Origin of the sequence: Burkholderia sp. WSM2232 (assembly GCF_000472545.1) — a bacterium.
In the GTDB taxonomy this organism is placed as follows: Bacteria; Pseudomonadota; Gammaproteobacteria; order Burkholderiales; family Burkholderiaceae; genus Paraburkholderia.
The window spans coordinates 346,059-358,978 of sequence record NZ_AWZV01000003.1 but is presented as its reverse complement, the minus strand read 5'-3'; the positions used below and the strand labels follow the sequence as shown (position 1 = coordinate 358,978).

At 64.7% G+C, this 12,920-nt stretch carries 10 protein-coding genes and 1 pseudogene; 6 read left to right on the top strand and 5 right to left on the bottom strand.

What is annotated here, in order from left to right; genetic code table 11:
* Nucleotides 1-7: 7 nt before the first annotated feature.
* The gene (araD, locus tag F757_RS0101620) at nucleotides 8-1,798 is read right to left on the bottom strand and encodes an L-arabinonate dehydratase (RefSeq protein ID WP_035466044.1); all 1,791 of its coding nucleotides are present in this window, start codon (nucleotides 1,796-1,798) and stop codon (nucleotides 8-10) included.
* Nucleotides 1,799-2,008: 210 nt separating this feature from the next.
* On the opposite strand from araD, the gene F757_RS0101615 reads away from it, so the two are divergent.
* From F757_RS0101615 to F757_RS0101595, 5 genes are read left to right on the top strand one after another with little or no spacing between them, the layout of a single operon-like run.
* Complete coding sequence (locus tag F757_RS0101615; RefSeq protein WP_027209848.1) at nucleotides 2,009-2,857, top strand: IclR family transcriptional regulator; 849 nt, start codon at nucleotides 2,009-2,011, stop codon at nucleotides 2,855-2,857.
* Nucleotides 2,850-4,166 (top strand): MFS transporter, encoded by a 1,317-nt coding sequence (locus F757_RS0101610; RefSeq protein WP_027209847.1) that lies wholly within the window; start codon nucleotides 2,850-2,852, stop codon nucleotides 4,164-4,166. Before F757_RS0101615 ends, F757_RS0101610 begins: the two co-directional genes overlap by 8 nt.
* A gap of 38 nt (nucleotides 4,167-4,204) precedes the next feature.
* On the top strand, nucleotides 4,205-5,230 hold the full coding sequence (locus tag F757_RS0101605) for an amidohydrolase family protein (RefSeq protein ID WP_027209846.1): 1,026 nt from the start codon (nucleotides 4,205-4,207) through the stop codon (nucleotides 5,228-5,230).
* A gap of 2 nt (nucleotides 5,231-5,232) precedes the next feature.
* Entirely contained in the window at nucleotides 5,233-5,916 is a 684-nt protein-coding gene (gene ligK, locus F757_RS0101600; protein WP_027209845.1) for a 4-carboxy-4-hydroxy-2-oxoadipate aldolase/oxaloacetate decarboxylase, read from the top strand.
* A 53-nt stretch (nucleotides 5,917-5,969) separates the two neighbouring features.
* Nucleotides 5,970-6,872, top strand: coding sequence for an NAD(P)-dependent oxidoreductase (locus F757_RS0101595; RefSeq protein ID WP_027209844.1), 903 nt, complete (start codon nucleotides 5,970-5,972; stop codon nucleotides 6,870-6,872).
* An 85-nt stretch (nucleotides 6,873-6,957) separates the two neighbouring features.
* Here F757_RS0101595 and F757_RS0101590 read toward each other — a convergent pair whose 3' ends face one another.
* Complete coding sequence (locus F757_RS0101590; protein WP_232221329.1) at nucleotides 6,958-7,782, bottom strand: LysR family transcriptional regulator; 825 nt, start codon at nucleotides 7,780-7,782, stop codon at nucleotides 6,958-6,960.
* A gap of 48 nt (nucleotides 7,783-7,830) precedes the next feature.
* Here F757_RS0101590 and F757_RS34825 point away from each other — a divergent pair.
* Nucleotides 7,831-8,108: pseudogene (locus F757_RS34825) on the top strand (M20 peptidase family dipeptidase); the annotation flags it as partial.
* A 45-nt stretch (nucleotides 8,109-8,153) separates the two neighbouring features.
* Here F757_RS34825 and F757_RS0101585 read toward each other — a convergent pair.
* The 3 genes from F757_RS0101585 to F757_RS0101575 all read right to left on the bottom strand — a co-directional run bounded on the left by F757_RS0101585 (nucleotide 8,154) and on the right by F757_RS0101575 (nucleotide 12,899).
* Nucleotides 8,154-9,830 (bottom strand): hypothetical protein, encoded by a 1,677-nt coding sequence (locus F757_RS0101585; protein WP_027209842.1) that lies wholly within the window; start codon nucleotides 9,828-9,830, stop codon nucleotides 8,154-8,156.
* Between the two features lie 386 nt (nucleotides 9,831-10,216).
* The gene (locus F757_RS0101580; RefSeq protein ID WP_027209841.1) at nucleotides 10,217-11,365 is read right to left on the bottom strand and encodes a DUF1501 domain-containing protein; all 1,149 of its coding nucleotides are present in this window, start codon (nucleotides 11,363-11,365) and stop codon (nucleotides 10,217-10,219) included.
* A gap of 4 nt (nucleotides 11,366-11,369) precedes the next feature.
* The gene (locus F757_RS0101575) at nucleotides 11,370-12,899 is read right to left on the bottom strand and encodes a DUF1800 domain-containing protein (RefSeq protein WP_027209840.1); all 1,530 of its coding nucleotides are present in this window, start codon (nucleotides 12,897-12,899) and stop codon (nucleotides 11,370-11,372) included.
* Nucleotides 12,900-12,920: the final 21 nt, after the last annotated feature.

Here is a 12,920-nt window from a genome sequence, read left to right as displayed (position 1 = left end):
GTTTGAATTAGTGGATCTCGGGTTCACCGTGCTTCGCGCCCGGCGTGGCCTGTTCCTGCCCCGCGGGCGCGGCGGCGGCCGCCTTCATCGGCTCTTCGAGGAAGTCGAAGTCGCAACCCTTGTTCGCCTGCAAAACATGCAATTGATGCATCACGCCGAAGCCGCGCTCGAACGGAAGCTTCGGCGCTTGCCACGCTGCCTTGCGCGCGGCCAGTTCCTCGTCGCTCACGTCCAGATGCAAACGCCGTGCAGCCACGTCGAGCTCGATCATGTCGCCGTCTTTCACGAGCGCAAGCGGGCCGCCCACGAACGACTCGGGCGCGACGTGCAGCACGCACGCGCCGTAACTCGTGCCGCTCATGCGCGCATCCGAAATGCGCACCATGTCGCGCACGCCCTGTTTCAGGAGCTTTTGCGGAATCGGCAGTTGCCCCCACTCGGGCATGCCGGGTGCGCCGACCGGGCCCGCATGCTGGAGGACGATCACGGAATCCGCGCTTACCTCAAGCTCTTCAGAGTCGATGCGTGCCGCCATGTCCGCGTAATCCTTGAACACCACCGCCGGACCGCGATGCTTGAGCAGATGCGCTTCCATTGCCGCCGGTTTGATCACCGCGCCGTCCGGCGCGAGATTGCCGGTGAGTACCGCGAGCCCGTCGCTGGCCACGATCGGATTGCTACGCCGGCGAATGACGTCATCGTCGAAAATTTCGGCGCCCGAAATGTTTTCTCCGAGCGTCGAACCGTTCACCGTCAGCTGCGAACCGTCGATCAGCTCACCGAGTTCCGCGAGCAGCGCCCGCAAGCCGCCCGCATAAAAGAAGTCTTCCATCAGATACTGGCCCGCCGGCCGCACATTGCCGATTACCGGCGTGATGCGCGACAGCTCGTCAAAGCGCGCGGTCGTCAGGTCGATACCGGCGCGACGCGCCACCGCGACCAGATGGACGATCGCATTGGTCGAGCCCGACATGGCGAGCACCGTGGTCACGGCGTTATCGAATGACTTCGCGGTGAGAATGTCCGACGGCTTCAGGTCCGTCCACACCATCTCGACAATGCGCTGGCCGGTCAGCGACGCGAACTGCGCATGCCGCGAGTCGACCGCCGGAATGGACGAAAAGCCCGGCAGCGTGAGCCCCAGTGCCTCGGCGGCACTCGTCATGGTGGAGGCCGTGCCCATCGTCATGCAATGGCCGGGCGAACGGGCGATGCCGCTCTCGATGCCCTTCCACTCGTCCTCGCTGATCTTGCCCGCGCGCAGTTCGGCCCAGTATTTCCACGTGTCCGAGCCGCTGCCGAGCGTGCGGCCGTTCCAGTTGCCGCGCAGCATCGGGCCGGCGGGCAGATAGATCGCCGGCAGGTTCATGCTGATCGCGCCCATCAGCAGGCCGGGCGTGGTCTTGTCGCAACCGCCCATCAGCACGCAGCCGTCGAATGGATAAGACTTCAGAATTTCCTCCGTCTCCATCGCGAGGAAATTGCGGTAGAGCATCGTGGTGGGCTTCTGGAACGGCTCGGCGAGCGTCATGACCGGCATCTCGACGGGAAAGCCGCCGGCTTGCCAGATGCCGCGCTTGACCTCCTCCACGCGCTGCTTGAAATGCGTGTGGCAGGAATTGATTTCGCTCCACGTGTTGACCACGGCGATCACGGGCTTGCCCATGTAGTCGGACGCGTGATAGCCCATTTGCGCGGTGCGGGACCGATGACCGAACGAGCGAAGGTCGTTCACCCCATACCAGCGATAACTGCGCAACTGCTCGGATGTCTTGCGGTTCGCCACTGAGGCCTCCATGGTATCGCTACCATCCGCTCATAGTTCTGAATGGCCGGACGGCAGCTTTCGGAATGAGTGCGATGGTAGCGATACCATCGGTGCGTGTCGCTCGGGGAAACCACCAAGTAGCGACTCGAGCCCACGATTGACGCCGCTGAGCGAACGGAATAGCATTGTTCCATCCAACGATTACGTGTTCTATCTGATAGAACTATACCGGAGACGGCTATGGCCCGCAGCAGCGACACGGCGCGCACGCCGCAAGGCGTCACGTCGAGCGGCATCGACGTGCTCGACCGCGCCGCGTCGATCCTTTTTGCGTTTCGCCGCAACGACGAACCGCTCACCCTCACGGAGCTTTCCGAGCGCACAGGGCTTTACAAGAGCACGCTGTCGCGGCTCGCGCAGGCGCTCTGTCATCACCAGCTTCTGATCCGTCACGACGACGGGCGCTTCTGGATCGGCTCCGCTGCGATGCATCTGAGCGCCGTCTATGAGGCCGGCTTCGATCTGCGCGACGTCCTTCTGCCCGCCATGAAGGAGCTCAGCGCCGAAACGGGTGAGGCAGTTTCGTTCCATGTGCGCGAACGCGATCACCGGGTCTGCCTGTACCGCATCGCGTCGCGTCACTCGATTCGCGCGGAAGTGCAGCAAGGCGACACACAGCCGCTCGAACGCGGCGCGGGCGGCCGTGTGCTGCTCGCATTCGCGGGCGAACCCGGCGAGCCGTACGACACCGTGCGCTCGCGCTACGTGTATCTGTCGATGGGAGAGCGCGACCGCGAAACGTCGGGCATTTCCGCGCCCGTCTTCCGCGTCGGCCAGGAACTGGTGGGCGCGCTCGGCATTGTCGGACCGTCCGCGCGCATGGGTATGGAAGAAATGGAGCGCTACCGCCCGCGCCTGCTCGACTTCGCCGCGCGCGTGACGAAAGTGCTGGGCGGCGATCCCGAGCCTCTACTCGCAGCGGCGGGCGCGGTCGGCGCGGCGTCAGGGCAAGCAGCCAGCGAACGGCGCGATCCGCAACACAAACAACCAGGCGCATTCGGCCAAACACAGGAGAACGAGAATGCTTAAGTGGTACACCGAGATGACGAAGCCGGAGAAGCGCACCTACTGGGCGTGCTTCAGCGGCTGGGGACTCGATGCAATGGACACGCAGATGTACGCGCTCGCCATTCCCACGCTAATCGCGCTGTGGGGCATGACGCGCGGTCAGGCAGGCGTGCTCGGCACGACCGTGCTGATCATGGCGTCGCTTGGCGGCTGGATTGCAGGCATTCTCGCCGACCGTTACGGACGCGTGCGCGTTTTGCAGATCACGATTCTATGGTTCTCTGCTTTCACGCTGCTGTCAGCATTCACTAATTCGTTCGGTCAACTGATGATCACGCGCGGACTTCAGGGCCTTGGCTTCGGCGGCGAATGGGCGGTGGGCGCGGTGCTGATCAGCGAGACGATTCGCCCGCAGGTGCGCGGCCGCGCGGTGGGCTCGCTGCAGGCGGGCTGGGCCGTGGGCTACGGCGTGGCGGTGCTGCTGTCCACGCTGATCTTCAGTTCGTTGCAACCCGAGTGGGCGTGGCGGGTGCTATTCGCAATCGGCATCCTGCCCACGCTGCTGGTGCTGTGGATTCGCCGTCACATCAAGGAAGCGCCGGTGTTCGCGCAGATTCGCCGCGAGCATGCGGCGGACCGTCCGGGCATCTGGGCCGTGTTCGACCGCTCGACCCGCGTGACGACTTTCAAGGCGATCCTGCTGACGTTCGGCATCTACGGCGGCAACTACGTGATGATCACCTGGCTGCCCGCCTATCTGAAGCTGGTGCTGCACCTGTCGATCACGAACATTGGCGGCTATCTCGCGATCAACATTCTCGGTTCGTTCGCCGGCGCGTTTCTGAACGGCTGGATGGCGGACCGTTTCGGTCGACGCCGCACGTTCATTGTGATTGCATTCCTGCAGGCCATCGCTGTGGCTACTTACACACTCGCGCCGATCACGCTGCCGGTCACGCTCGTGCTGGGCTTCGTACTGGGCACGCTGCAGTCCGGCACGGCGGCAGGCACCGGCGCGTATCTCGCAGAGCTCTTTCCGACCCGCATCCGCGCTTCGGCACAAGGTCTGTGCGGCAACGCGGGGCGTGCCATCGGCGCAATCATGCCCGCCATGGTCGGCGTGCTGAGCGCGAAGCTCGAGCTCGGCGCCGCAATGGGCATGTGTGCGTGTGCGTCGTATGCGCTCGTCGTGATCGCGGCGCTGATGCTGCCGGAAACACGCGGGCGCGATCTGTCCGACGTCAGGGTCAGTGCTGCAAACAGCGCGGGCAAGGCAATGCAGGAAGAAGACATGACAGCACAGCGCACCGACACCGCACTGCCACGCTGAAGCTTTCGCCGTACGGCATTTCAATTCGGAGTACATGCATGATCATCGACATTCACGGTCACTACACGACCGCGCCGAAAGCGCTGGAAAACTGGCGCAATCGCCAGATCGCCGCACTCGGCAATCCCACCGACGCGCCCAGGCCGTCCGAACTGCAGATCAGCGACGACGAACTGCGCGAGTCGATCGAAACGAACCAGTTGCGCCTGATGCGCGAGCGCGGCCTCGACCTCACCGTGTTCAGCCCGCGCGCGAGCTTCATGGCGCATCACATTGGCGACTTCAACGTGTCGAGCACGTGGGCCGCTATCTGCAACGAACTGTGCTACCGCGTGAGTCAGCTGTTCCCCGACAATTTCATTCCTGCCGCGATGCTGCCGCAAAGCCCTGGCGTGGATGTCGCCACGTGCATTCCCGAACTCGTGAAGTGCGTCGAGCAGTACGGCAATGTGGCAATCAATCTGAATCCCGATCCGTCGGGCGGCCACTGGACGAGCCCACCGCTTTCCGACCGCTACTGGTATCCGGTCTACGAGAAGATGGTCGAGTACGACATTCCGGCAATGGTGCATGTGAGCACGAGCTGTAACGCATGCTTTCACACCACCGGCGCTCATTATCTGAACGCCGATACGACCGCGTTCATGCAGTGCCTCACGTCCGATCTGTTTCGCGACTTCCCTGCCCTCAAATTCGTAATTCCGCATGGCGGCGGCGCAGTGCCGTATCACTGGGGACGCTTTCGCGGCCTCGCGCAGGAAATGAAGAAGCCGCTGCTCGAAGAGCATCTGCTGAAAAACATCTTCTTTGACACCTGCGTCTATCACCAGCCCGGCATCGACCTGCTTACCAAAGTGATTCCGGTCGACAACATTCTGTTCGCAAGCGAGATGATCGGCGCCGTGCGTGGTGTCGATCCGCAAACAGGCCACTACTTCGACGATACGAAGCGCTATGTCGAAGCGGCGGATATGAATCCGGAACAGCGCGCCAAGATCTACGAAGGCAACGCACGGCGCGTCTATCCGCGCCTCGACGCCGCACTCAAAGCACAAGGACGTTGAACATGTACGAACTCGGAGTGGTTTATCGCAACATCGCGCGCGTGGACGGCCGCATCGCCAACGGCCTCGGCGCGCTCGGCAGCGCAACCGTGCACGAAGCGATGGGACGCGTCGGTCTGATGAAGCCGTACATGCGCCCCGTCTACACCGGCGCGCATGCCTTCGGCACCGCCGTCACGGTGCTGCTGCATCCCGGCGACAACTGGATGCTGCATGTCGCCGCCGAACAGATCCAGCCGGGCGACGTGGTAGTGGCAGCCGTCACCGCCGATTGCACCGACGGCTACTTTGGCGACCTGCTCGCCACGAGCTTCAAGGCGCGCGGCGCGCGGGCGCTGATCATCGACGCGGGCGTGCGCGACGTGAGCGTGCTCACGGAGATGGGCTTCCCGGTCTGGAGCAAGGCGATTTCGGCGAAGGGCACGATCAAGGCCACGCTCGGCTCGGTGAACATTCCGGTGGTTTGCGCGGGCGCGCTGGTCACGCCGGGCGATGTGATCGTCGCCGATCAGGACGGCGTCGTCGTGGTGCCGTCGGCAAATGCGCAGCAGACGCTCGAAAAAGCAAGCGCGCGCGAAGCAAACGAAGCGCAGAAACGCGAGAAGCTCGCCTCGGGCGTGCTCGGCCTCGATATGTATCAGATGCGCGAGCCGTTAAAGCAACTGGGGCTGCGCTATATCGACTGAGTGCGCGCACGCTCGGCGTCGCTCATTCTCCAACGCAACTACGGAGTGCCCGTATGTCCCAGTCGCCCCAACAGTCCGTCGCCCGGATTGCGATTATCGGCTTCGGCGAGGTCGGTCCCGTCTTCGCGCGCGCATTTACCGAAGCCGGCCGCGCCGTGTCCATCTTCGACATCAAACTCGAAGATCCCGCCACCCGCAGTGCGATTGTCGAGCGCGCGCAGCAAAGCGGAGCGCACGTTGCTGACAATCTCGCGTCCGCACTGCGCGATGCGCAGCTCGTTTTTTCCGCCGTGACCGCGAGCCAGGCCGAAGCGGTGGCGAGCGCTGCCGCGGCGCATCTCGTCAGAGGCCAGATTTTCATCGATCTGAATTCGGTGTCGCCCGCCGTCAAGCAGCGCAACAGCGTGGCGGTTCAGCAAAGCGGCGCCGACTACGTGGAAGCCGCGGTCATGGCGCCGGTGCCGCCGCAAGGCATACGTGCGCCGATGCTGCTCGGCGGCCGTGTTGCCGCGCAGACAGCGGAACTGCTGAACGAACTCGGCATGCGCTGTGAAGCGGTCGCGCAGGAAGTCGGCCTCGCCTCGGCAATCAAACTGTGCCGCAGCATCATGATCAAGGGTATGGAAGCGCTGTGCGTCCAGTCGATGCTGGCCGCGCGGCAATTCGACGTGGACGGCCGCGTGCTCGCTTCGCTCGCAGCCAGCTTTCCGGGCGTCGGCTGGGATGCTGGCTACGAAGCGTATCTGATTGGCCGTGTGGTCGAGCATGGTCAGCGGCGCTCGGAAGAAATGCGCGAAGCGGCGTCGATGCTGGAGACTCTCGGCATGTCGGGCACGCTCGCAAGCGCTGTCGCCGATGTGCAGGAGCAACTGGCCGCGCGCGCGGTGCCGCTCGTCGAGAAGCTCGACAACAAAGGCGGCCTGCCCGAATGGCGAACGTTGCTGAAGCCCGCGTGACACACTCGCACTCCGCGGCTTGATGCCTGGCGCCTGGTCTGTGCCGGCAGCCGTTCACGCGCCTGCCGCCCTTCACGCCCGCCCTTCACGCCCGCTCCGAAGTCCGCTTCAAGTCCCCGACGATCCAGTCCAGACACTCCTGCGCAAGATCGTCGAGCTGACGGCCTGCAAGCGTGATCACCTGCAGGCGTCGTTGCGCGAGCAACGGATTGTCGAAGGGAATGGCCGTGAGATGGTCCACCGCTAAACGCTTTGCCACCGACACATAGCCCGACGGCATGATTGCGTTTGGCACCGCTTGCGCAAAACGGTAGAGCGCCGCCAAGTAGCGGCTCGTCATCATCGGCTCTATTTCAAGGCCCTCCACGCTGCATGCTATGTCGAACAGTTGCCGGTTAGTCGTGCCCTTGTCCTGCAGCAGCACGGGATAAGCGGCCAGGTCCTTCAGCGCGATCTGTGGCCTGCTCGCGAGCGGATGATCGTCGTGCATCAGCGCCATCACCGGCGCGCGCTGCGTGAACTGCACCAGCACGCCCGGCTCCGGCTTGAACGTGAAAGCGAGAGCGATCGACGCTTCGCCGGACAGCAGCATCTGGCTCGCGCGTTCCGCAGGCACCACTTCCAGCTGGATGGCCACGTCGGGTTGCTGCGCGCAGAACGCCCCTAGAGATACAGGCAGAAAGTCGAACGCGAAGCCCTCGGTGCATGCGATGGTCAGCGTGCGCGCGCGCCGCCGCTCATCGCCCTGAATCTCGTCGAACACAGCCTGCGCGTCTGCCAGCGTGCGCTGCGCGTGACGAAACAGCAGCCGCCCCGCGTGCGACAGCACCATGCCGCGCGCATGACGCTCGAACAGCGGCACGCCAATGTCGCCTTCGAGCTTTGCAATATGCCGGCTCAACGCGGACACGGTAAGGCCGAGCTTCTCGGTCGCCGATGTGAGCGACCCCGTTTGAGCGGCATCGAAGTCACGATGGAAGCGTCCGGCAATGCAACGCGGCTCCACCCGAACGACCCGTGGGTTGCGTTCACCGAGGGCTCCATCGAGGCATCGACCGGCAAGCCGGTGACGCTGCCGCCCAACCTCGGTGGCATGATTTCGAACGAGTGTTTCGCCGACACCTGGGTCTCGCGACGATCTGGATTCCGCACTCGTATCCAGGCTGCCGTCAGCATGCGCCCGACGACCATGTGCTCGCGCCGGTCATGGGTGATCTACCGAGGCGCCTGCACGGCAGCGCGCGCGCCACTGAGAAACCATTCGAGCCCGTGCCGCGATCCTCAATTGTCGGGATGGCTCGCGACGGCGCTCACGAATGCGTTGTAGGTGAGGTTGACTGTGACGCCGTCGATCATCACGCCGTATGTGGTGTTGCCGCTATCGAGCTCGTAATACATCGTCGACTGAATGTTCTTCGTCTTTCTTGCCTCGTAGTAGCTCGCATAACGCGAGCTGATGTAATCCGCGCGGTAGGCCAGCGTCTTCTCGGGGCCCGTATTCCATTCGGTCAGCAAGAACGGCATGCCGTAACGGGCCTTGCAGTATGTAGGCAGATCGAAGCCGGGACCCGAGCCGTCCGAGCCAATGTCGAAGATGTCGCCGTACACTTCATAGTTGTGCCACGTCGTCATGTCCCAGCGCACTGTCGGATGGCCGCTCGTGCCGTCCGGTTGCGTGCCGTCCCACAACGCGTCGGCGGCGCCGACATCCGCCACGCAGAAGTTGATTCCGCATTTCGCCGCTGGCTGCGCCGACTTTACGCCGTCAATCATGCCGCGCATGAGGCCACGCATGATCGGCCAGTTCGCGTTGCTGAAGTCCACCGCCTTCGTGCCTGCATTGGTGAAGTCGAGAATGATCGCGGGGTCGCGAGTCAATTCGTTGCCGCACTCGTACATGACCACACCGTACGGTGCGAGCGCGGCAGCCACCGTCACGCCGCATGAATGGCCCCGGCTGTACGCCGCTGCTTCGCTCGCTAGCAGCGCGCTGTTGGCGTCGCGCATGCCGATCTGGATCAGCACGAAAAGCGTGAGCCCGGCGGACTGGAACGCCTGCGCGAGCGCCACTACCGCGGAGAGCTGCGCGGGGTCGTCGGTCACGCCCACGCGATACGTGGAGCAGCCCATGTTCTGCATGATCGACACGACCTGCGCGGGCGTGTAGCGGTAATCGTAATGCCCGTTGATGCCGTGGAATGTGCCGCTCGTCGCCGCCACGGAGATGCGGGGATCGGTGCACGGCAGCCATTGGTCGATGTCGTTGCACACGTAGAACTGCCCGCCTGTCGCGCGATACCAGAGCTTGCCGCCGTACCATAGCAGCAACGACACGTTTGACGTCACGCCGACCGCGGCGTTGTTGCGCAGGACCACGCCGCTTGCAACGGTCCAGACCGCGCCCACCTTGTCGATAATGCGCGAGGCGCCGGGAATCGTAGTGCCGTCCACCGACGTTGCACCGAAACGAGGATCGGCGCACGCATACCAGGCCGAGCCGCTCCAGCCGTAGAACTGCCCGCCCGTGCCCGCGTGGTAGACGATGCCGCCGTACCACAGCAGCAAGGAAACGCTGTACGTATTGCCGGCCTTCACGCCGTTCCGATACACCGATCCGCCGACGAGTGTCCAGACCGCCGACTGGTTGTCGACGATCAATGCCGCCGGAGGAATCGACGTGCCGTCCGCCGAAGCAGGCGTGCTGCTGTTCGAAGCGCCGTTGTTGCCCTTCGAACCGGTCGAAGTGGCATTGCCCTGCGTGCCGCCTGTGCTTCCAGTCGTCGTACCGGCGCCTGTTGCGCCCGTGGCCGCGCCGGTCGAGGTCGAGTTCGCGTTGGTCGTCGCACCCGTGCTCGTGCCCTTGCTGTCGCCACCGCCCCCGCCACCGCCGCATGCGCTCAGCATGTAGCTGCCGCCGACAGCCGTCAGCAAGCCGAGAAACTCACGTCGTTTAACCATGACAAGACAATCCAACGCCGGGGACGCCCGGACAAAATCCGCGAAATGCGATGTGAGGTTGCGGGTCTGCGGAAGAAACCGACAGCGCGCCATTCGTTCGTCATCCTTATCAACTGACGCTGAGCGCGGATAAGGAGAACGTCGCGAGTAATGGGGCCCGGTCAATTTTTCCAGCGGCAGCGTGAACCGCTCGAGGTGCTTCAAGCGCTCCACGTACTGCAACCAATGCCTTGGATGTCGGCAGAAAAGAGCGCTTGTGTAGGGCTCGTGCGAAAAAAAGATGCGCCGCGCGCGCGGAACAGGCGGGAACGGTCCGCGAAGCCACGGACCTGGGAGGGAAGAGAGAGCAGTGCTTGCCGAAGCTGCCTCGCACTCCGGCAGCTTTGCTAGGCGCGCACCATACCGCTCATCGGTTTGACGCCGGCTGTCCGGCCGAATAGCGCACGCACCGTGCGCTGAGGATCGAGACCCAGGCCTTCGCTCGTCACGCCGGCGATCAGCGCATCGAGCGAAGCGGTCGGCTTGAGGTCGCGCGCCTCGTACAGATCGCGAGCCGCAAGGCCGGGCCAGTCCGCGAGCACCCGGCCGCCTGCTACGGCACCGCCCAGCACCATCGCCACCGAGCCCGTGCCGTGGTCGGTGCCTTCGGTGCCGTTGGCGGCCGCGGTCCTGCCGAACTCGGTCGCCACCAGCACCGTGGTCTCGCCCCAGGCAGCGCCCATGCCGTCGCGCAGCGCGGCGAGCATCGTGTCGAGCGCTTTCAGCTGATTGCCGAGGCGCGCGTTCTGCGCGCTGTGCGTGTCCCAGCCGCCGGTCTCGATCATTGCAATGCGCGGGCCGTCGTCACGCGCGAGAAAGCCCGCAGCAAGCTTGCCGAGGCTCGCGGGATCCTGGCGCGCGCCTGCGTCGCCCGCAAGGCCGCGCGCCGTCATCGCCGATTCCCACAACGGGCGCAACTGCGCATCGTCGTCGTAGAGTTGCGACACGCGCGCGAGCAGATCGTCGGGAGCGGCAGGCAATGCGGAAGGTGCGTATGACGTGACCGCCGCCGCGCCGCGCAACGCCATCGGCACAGTGGGCGCGAAGGCGATTGCAGTTTCGCGGGCCGCGGGCAGCAGCGTGGCCAGCCGGTTGAGCCAACCGTCTTTCACCTGATACGGCGACGCGCCGCCGGTTTCCAGCACGTTCTGTCCGTCGAAATGCGAACGGTCGCGATACGGCGAGGCCACCGCATGCACGAACAGCGCCTGACGGTCCGCATACATCGCGGCCGTCTGCGTGAGCGCGGGATGCAGCGCAAAGGTTCCATCGAGCCGGTGAGCGCGCGCAGGATCGATGGCAAGCGCGCCGCGCAACGTGGTGTAGGCCGGCTCGGCGTATGGCACGACGATGTTCAGCCCGTCGGCCGCACCGCGCTGGATCACGAACACAAAGCGGCGCTGCGTGACGACGCTCGCGAACGCGATGCGCGGCGACACGAGAATCGCCCCCGCTCCGGCAGCGGCGACGTGCAGAAACTGGCGGCGTGAGGACATGGTGTTATCTCCGTTGAAAGTCCGGCGAGACCAGCAAAAGTGCAATCGCGGTGGAGGCACTTTCGGCGCGCGCTATCGCGACTGTGGTCGGCGCGCCGAGCGACCCGGGCAGCAACACCTGGCCGAGCGAGCGCGCATCGAGCCGGTCGCCGACGCGCGCAGCGAAGCGCTGCGCCGCCTCCACGCGGCGCACCAATGCATCGGGCGCGGCCCAACTGGCGGCGACATCGTCGTAACCGGACGGCGAGCCCGGACGCCATACCGGCTGGCCGAGCTGCGCGAAAAGCGGCGCGGCCTGCAGTTTGCCGAGGTCTTGCCAACCGAGGCCGCGCATCGACGAAATGGCCCATTCCCACGGCGTCTTGAACTTCGCGGCGGTGGGCGACCAGGCTTCGTGCAGGTCGAGCAATGCGCGATATACGGTCGGTAGATCGCCCCCGCTCGTCTGGAACGCGTTGGCCAGTTTGTCGCTCGCGCCCGCGGGCGGCGTGTCGGCTATGAAATGGCGAGCCAGCTTGCTGCCGATGTGTTGCGCGGTCGCAGGGGCAGCGGCGAGGTCATGCAGGATCGCGAGCGCCTGCTCTTCGCCACGCTGATCGTAGCGCCGGCCCATCACCGTACGCACGCCCGGCTCGTGCAGCGCCTCGCGGAATACGAACGTACCGGGCACTGCGGCCGTTTGCGCGATCGGTGCGGCAGCAGTGCCCGACATGCCGGAAGTGCCTGCGCTCACCGGCGTGTTCGCCACGCTCCAGCCCGTCAGCGCTTGGGCGAATTCAGTCACGTCGCTCTGGCTATAGCCGCTGCGCACGCCGAGCGTATGCAGTTCCATGATCTCGCGCGCGAGGTTTTCGTTCAGGCCGCGCCTGCGCTGCGGGTTGCGCGCCGCCGCGCGCAGCGCCGCCATGCTGTCCGGACCTACTGAACGGGTCTGGTCGAGAAACACCTGCATGGCCGGATGACGCTCCACAGCCACCAGCATGTCCTCGAAACGGCCCAGCACGTGCGGCCGAATCGCCTCTGCTTCGAACGACCCGGCGAGCGCAGCCACCGCCGGCTTTTCCGTCGATACGGCAAAGTGGTTCGCCCAGAAATGCACCAGTCGCTCGACGAAAGGCGTCGGCGTGGTCAATGCGCTCGTCACTCGCGCATTGACCGCAGAACGATACCTGTCGCGTATTTCCACATGCAGAGCTTTCCGTTCGGCATCCTTATCTTGCTTCGCGGTGCCTGGCGAGGCCGCCATCTGGTCACCCTGCGTATTGGCCTGCGTATTGGCCGGCGACGCCCCACCTGCATTGCCCGGATTGCGTTGCCGTTGCTCACGCAACTGACGCCTCTGCTGCTCCAGTTCACTGGACAGCGCGAGTGAATCCGGCTGATCGGCCCATGCTGCAGGCCGCGGTTCATAGTGCTCCAACTGCGCCAGCAGCCACGCTTTCGGCGCTGCGGGCGGCGTGTCGTCCGCTCGCGCGCCCAGACCGAAGCGATTGAGCGCGATTGCAGCGGAAGTCAGGTTTGGTGAGACTGCCATACCACCCTCTTCGGCATTGGG

Bases quoted from the DNA above. Each gene is read 5' to 3' on its own strand.
- F757_RS0101580 (WP_027209841.1), bottom strand. From the start codon at position 11,365: ATGTCCTCACGCCGCCAGTTTCTGCACGTCGCCGCTGCCGGAGCGGGG.
- araD (WP_035466044.1), bottom strand. From the start codon at position 1,798: ATGGAGGCCTCAGTGGCGAACCGCAAGACATCCGAGCAGTTGCGCAGT.
- F757_RS0101615 (WP_027209848.1), top strand. From the start codon at position 2,009: ATGGCCCGCAGCAGCGACACGGCGCGCACGCCGCAAGGCGTCACGTCG.
- F757_RS0101595 (WP_027209844.1), top strand. From the start codon at position 5,970: ATGTCCCAGTCGCCCCAACAGTCCGTCGCCCGGATTGCGATTATCGGC.
- F757_RS0101605 (WP_027209846.1), top strand. From the start codon at position 4,205: ATGATCATCGACATTCACGGTCACTACACGACCGCGCCGAAAGCGCTG.
- F757_RS0101610 (WP_027209847.1), top strand. From the start codon at position 2,850: ATGCTTAAGTGGTACACCGAGATGACGAAGCCGGAGAAGCGCACCTAC.
- F757_RS0101585 (WP_027209842.1), bottom strand. From the start codon at position 9,830: ATGGTTAAACGACGTGAGTTTCTCGGCTTGCTGACGGCTGTCGGCGGC.
- ligK (WP_027209845.1), top strand. From the start codon at position 5,233: ATGTACGAACTCGGAGTGGTTTATCGCAACATCGCGCGCGTGGACGGC.
- F757_RS0101575 (WP_027209840.1), bottom strand. From the start codon at position 12,899: ATGGCAGTCTCACCAAACCTGACTTCCGCTGCAATCGCGCTCAATCGC.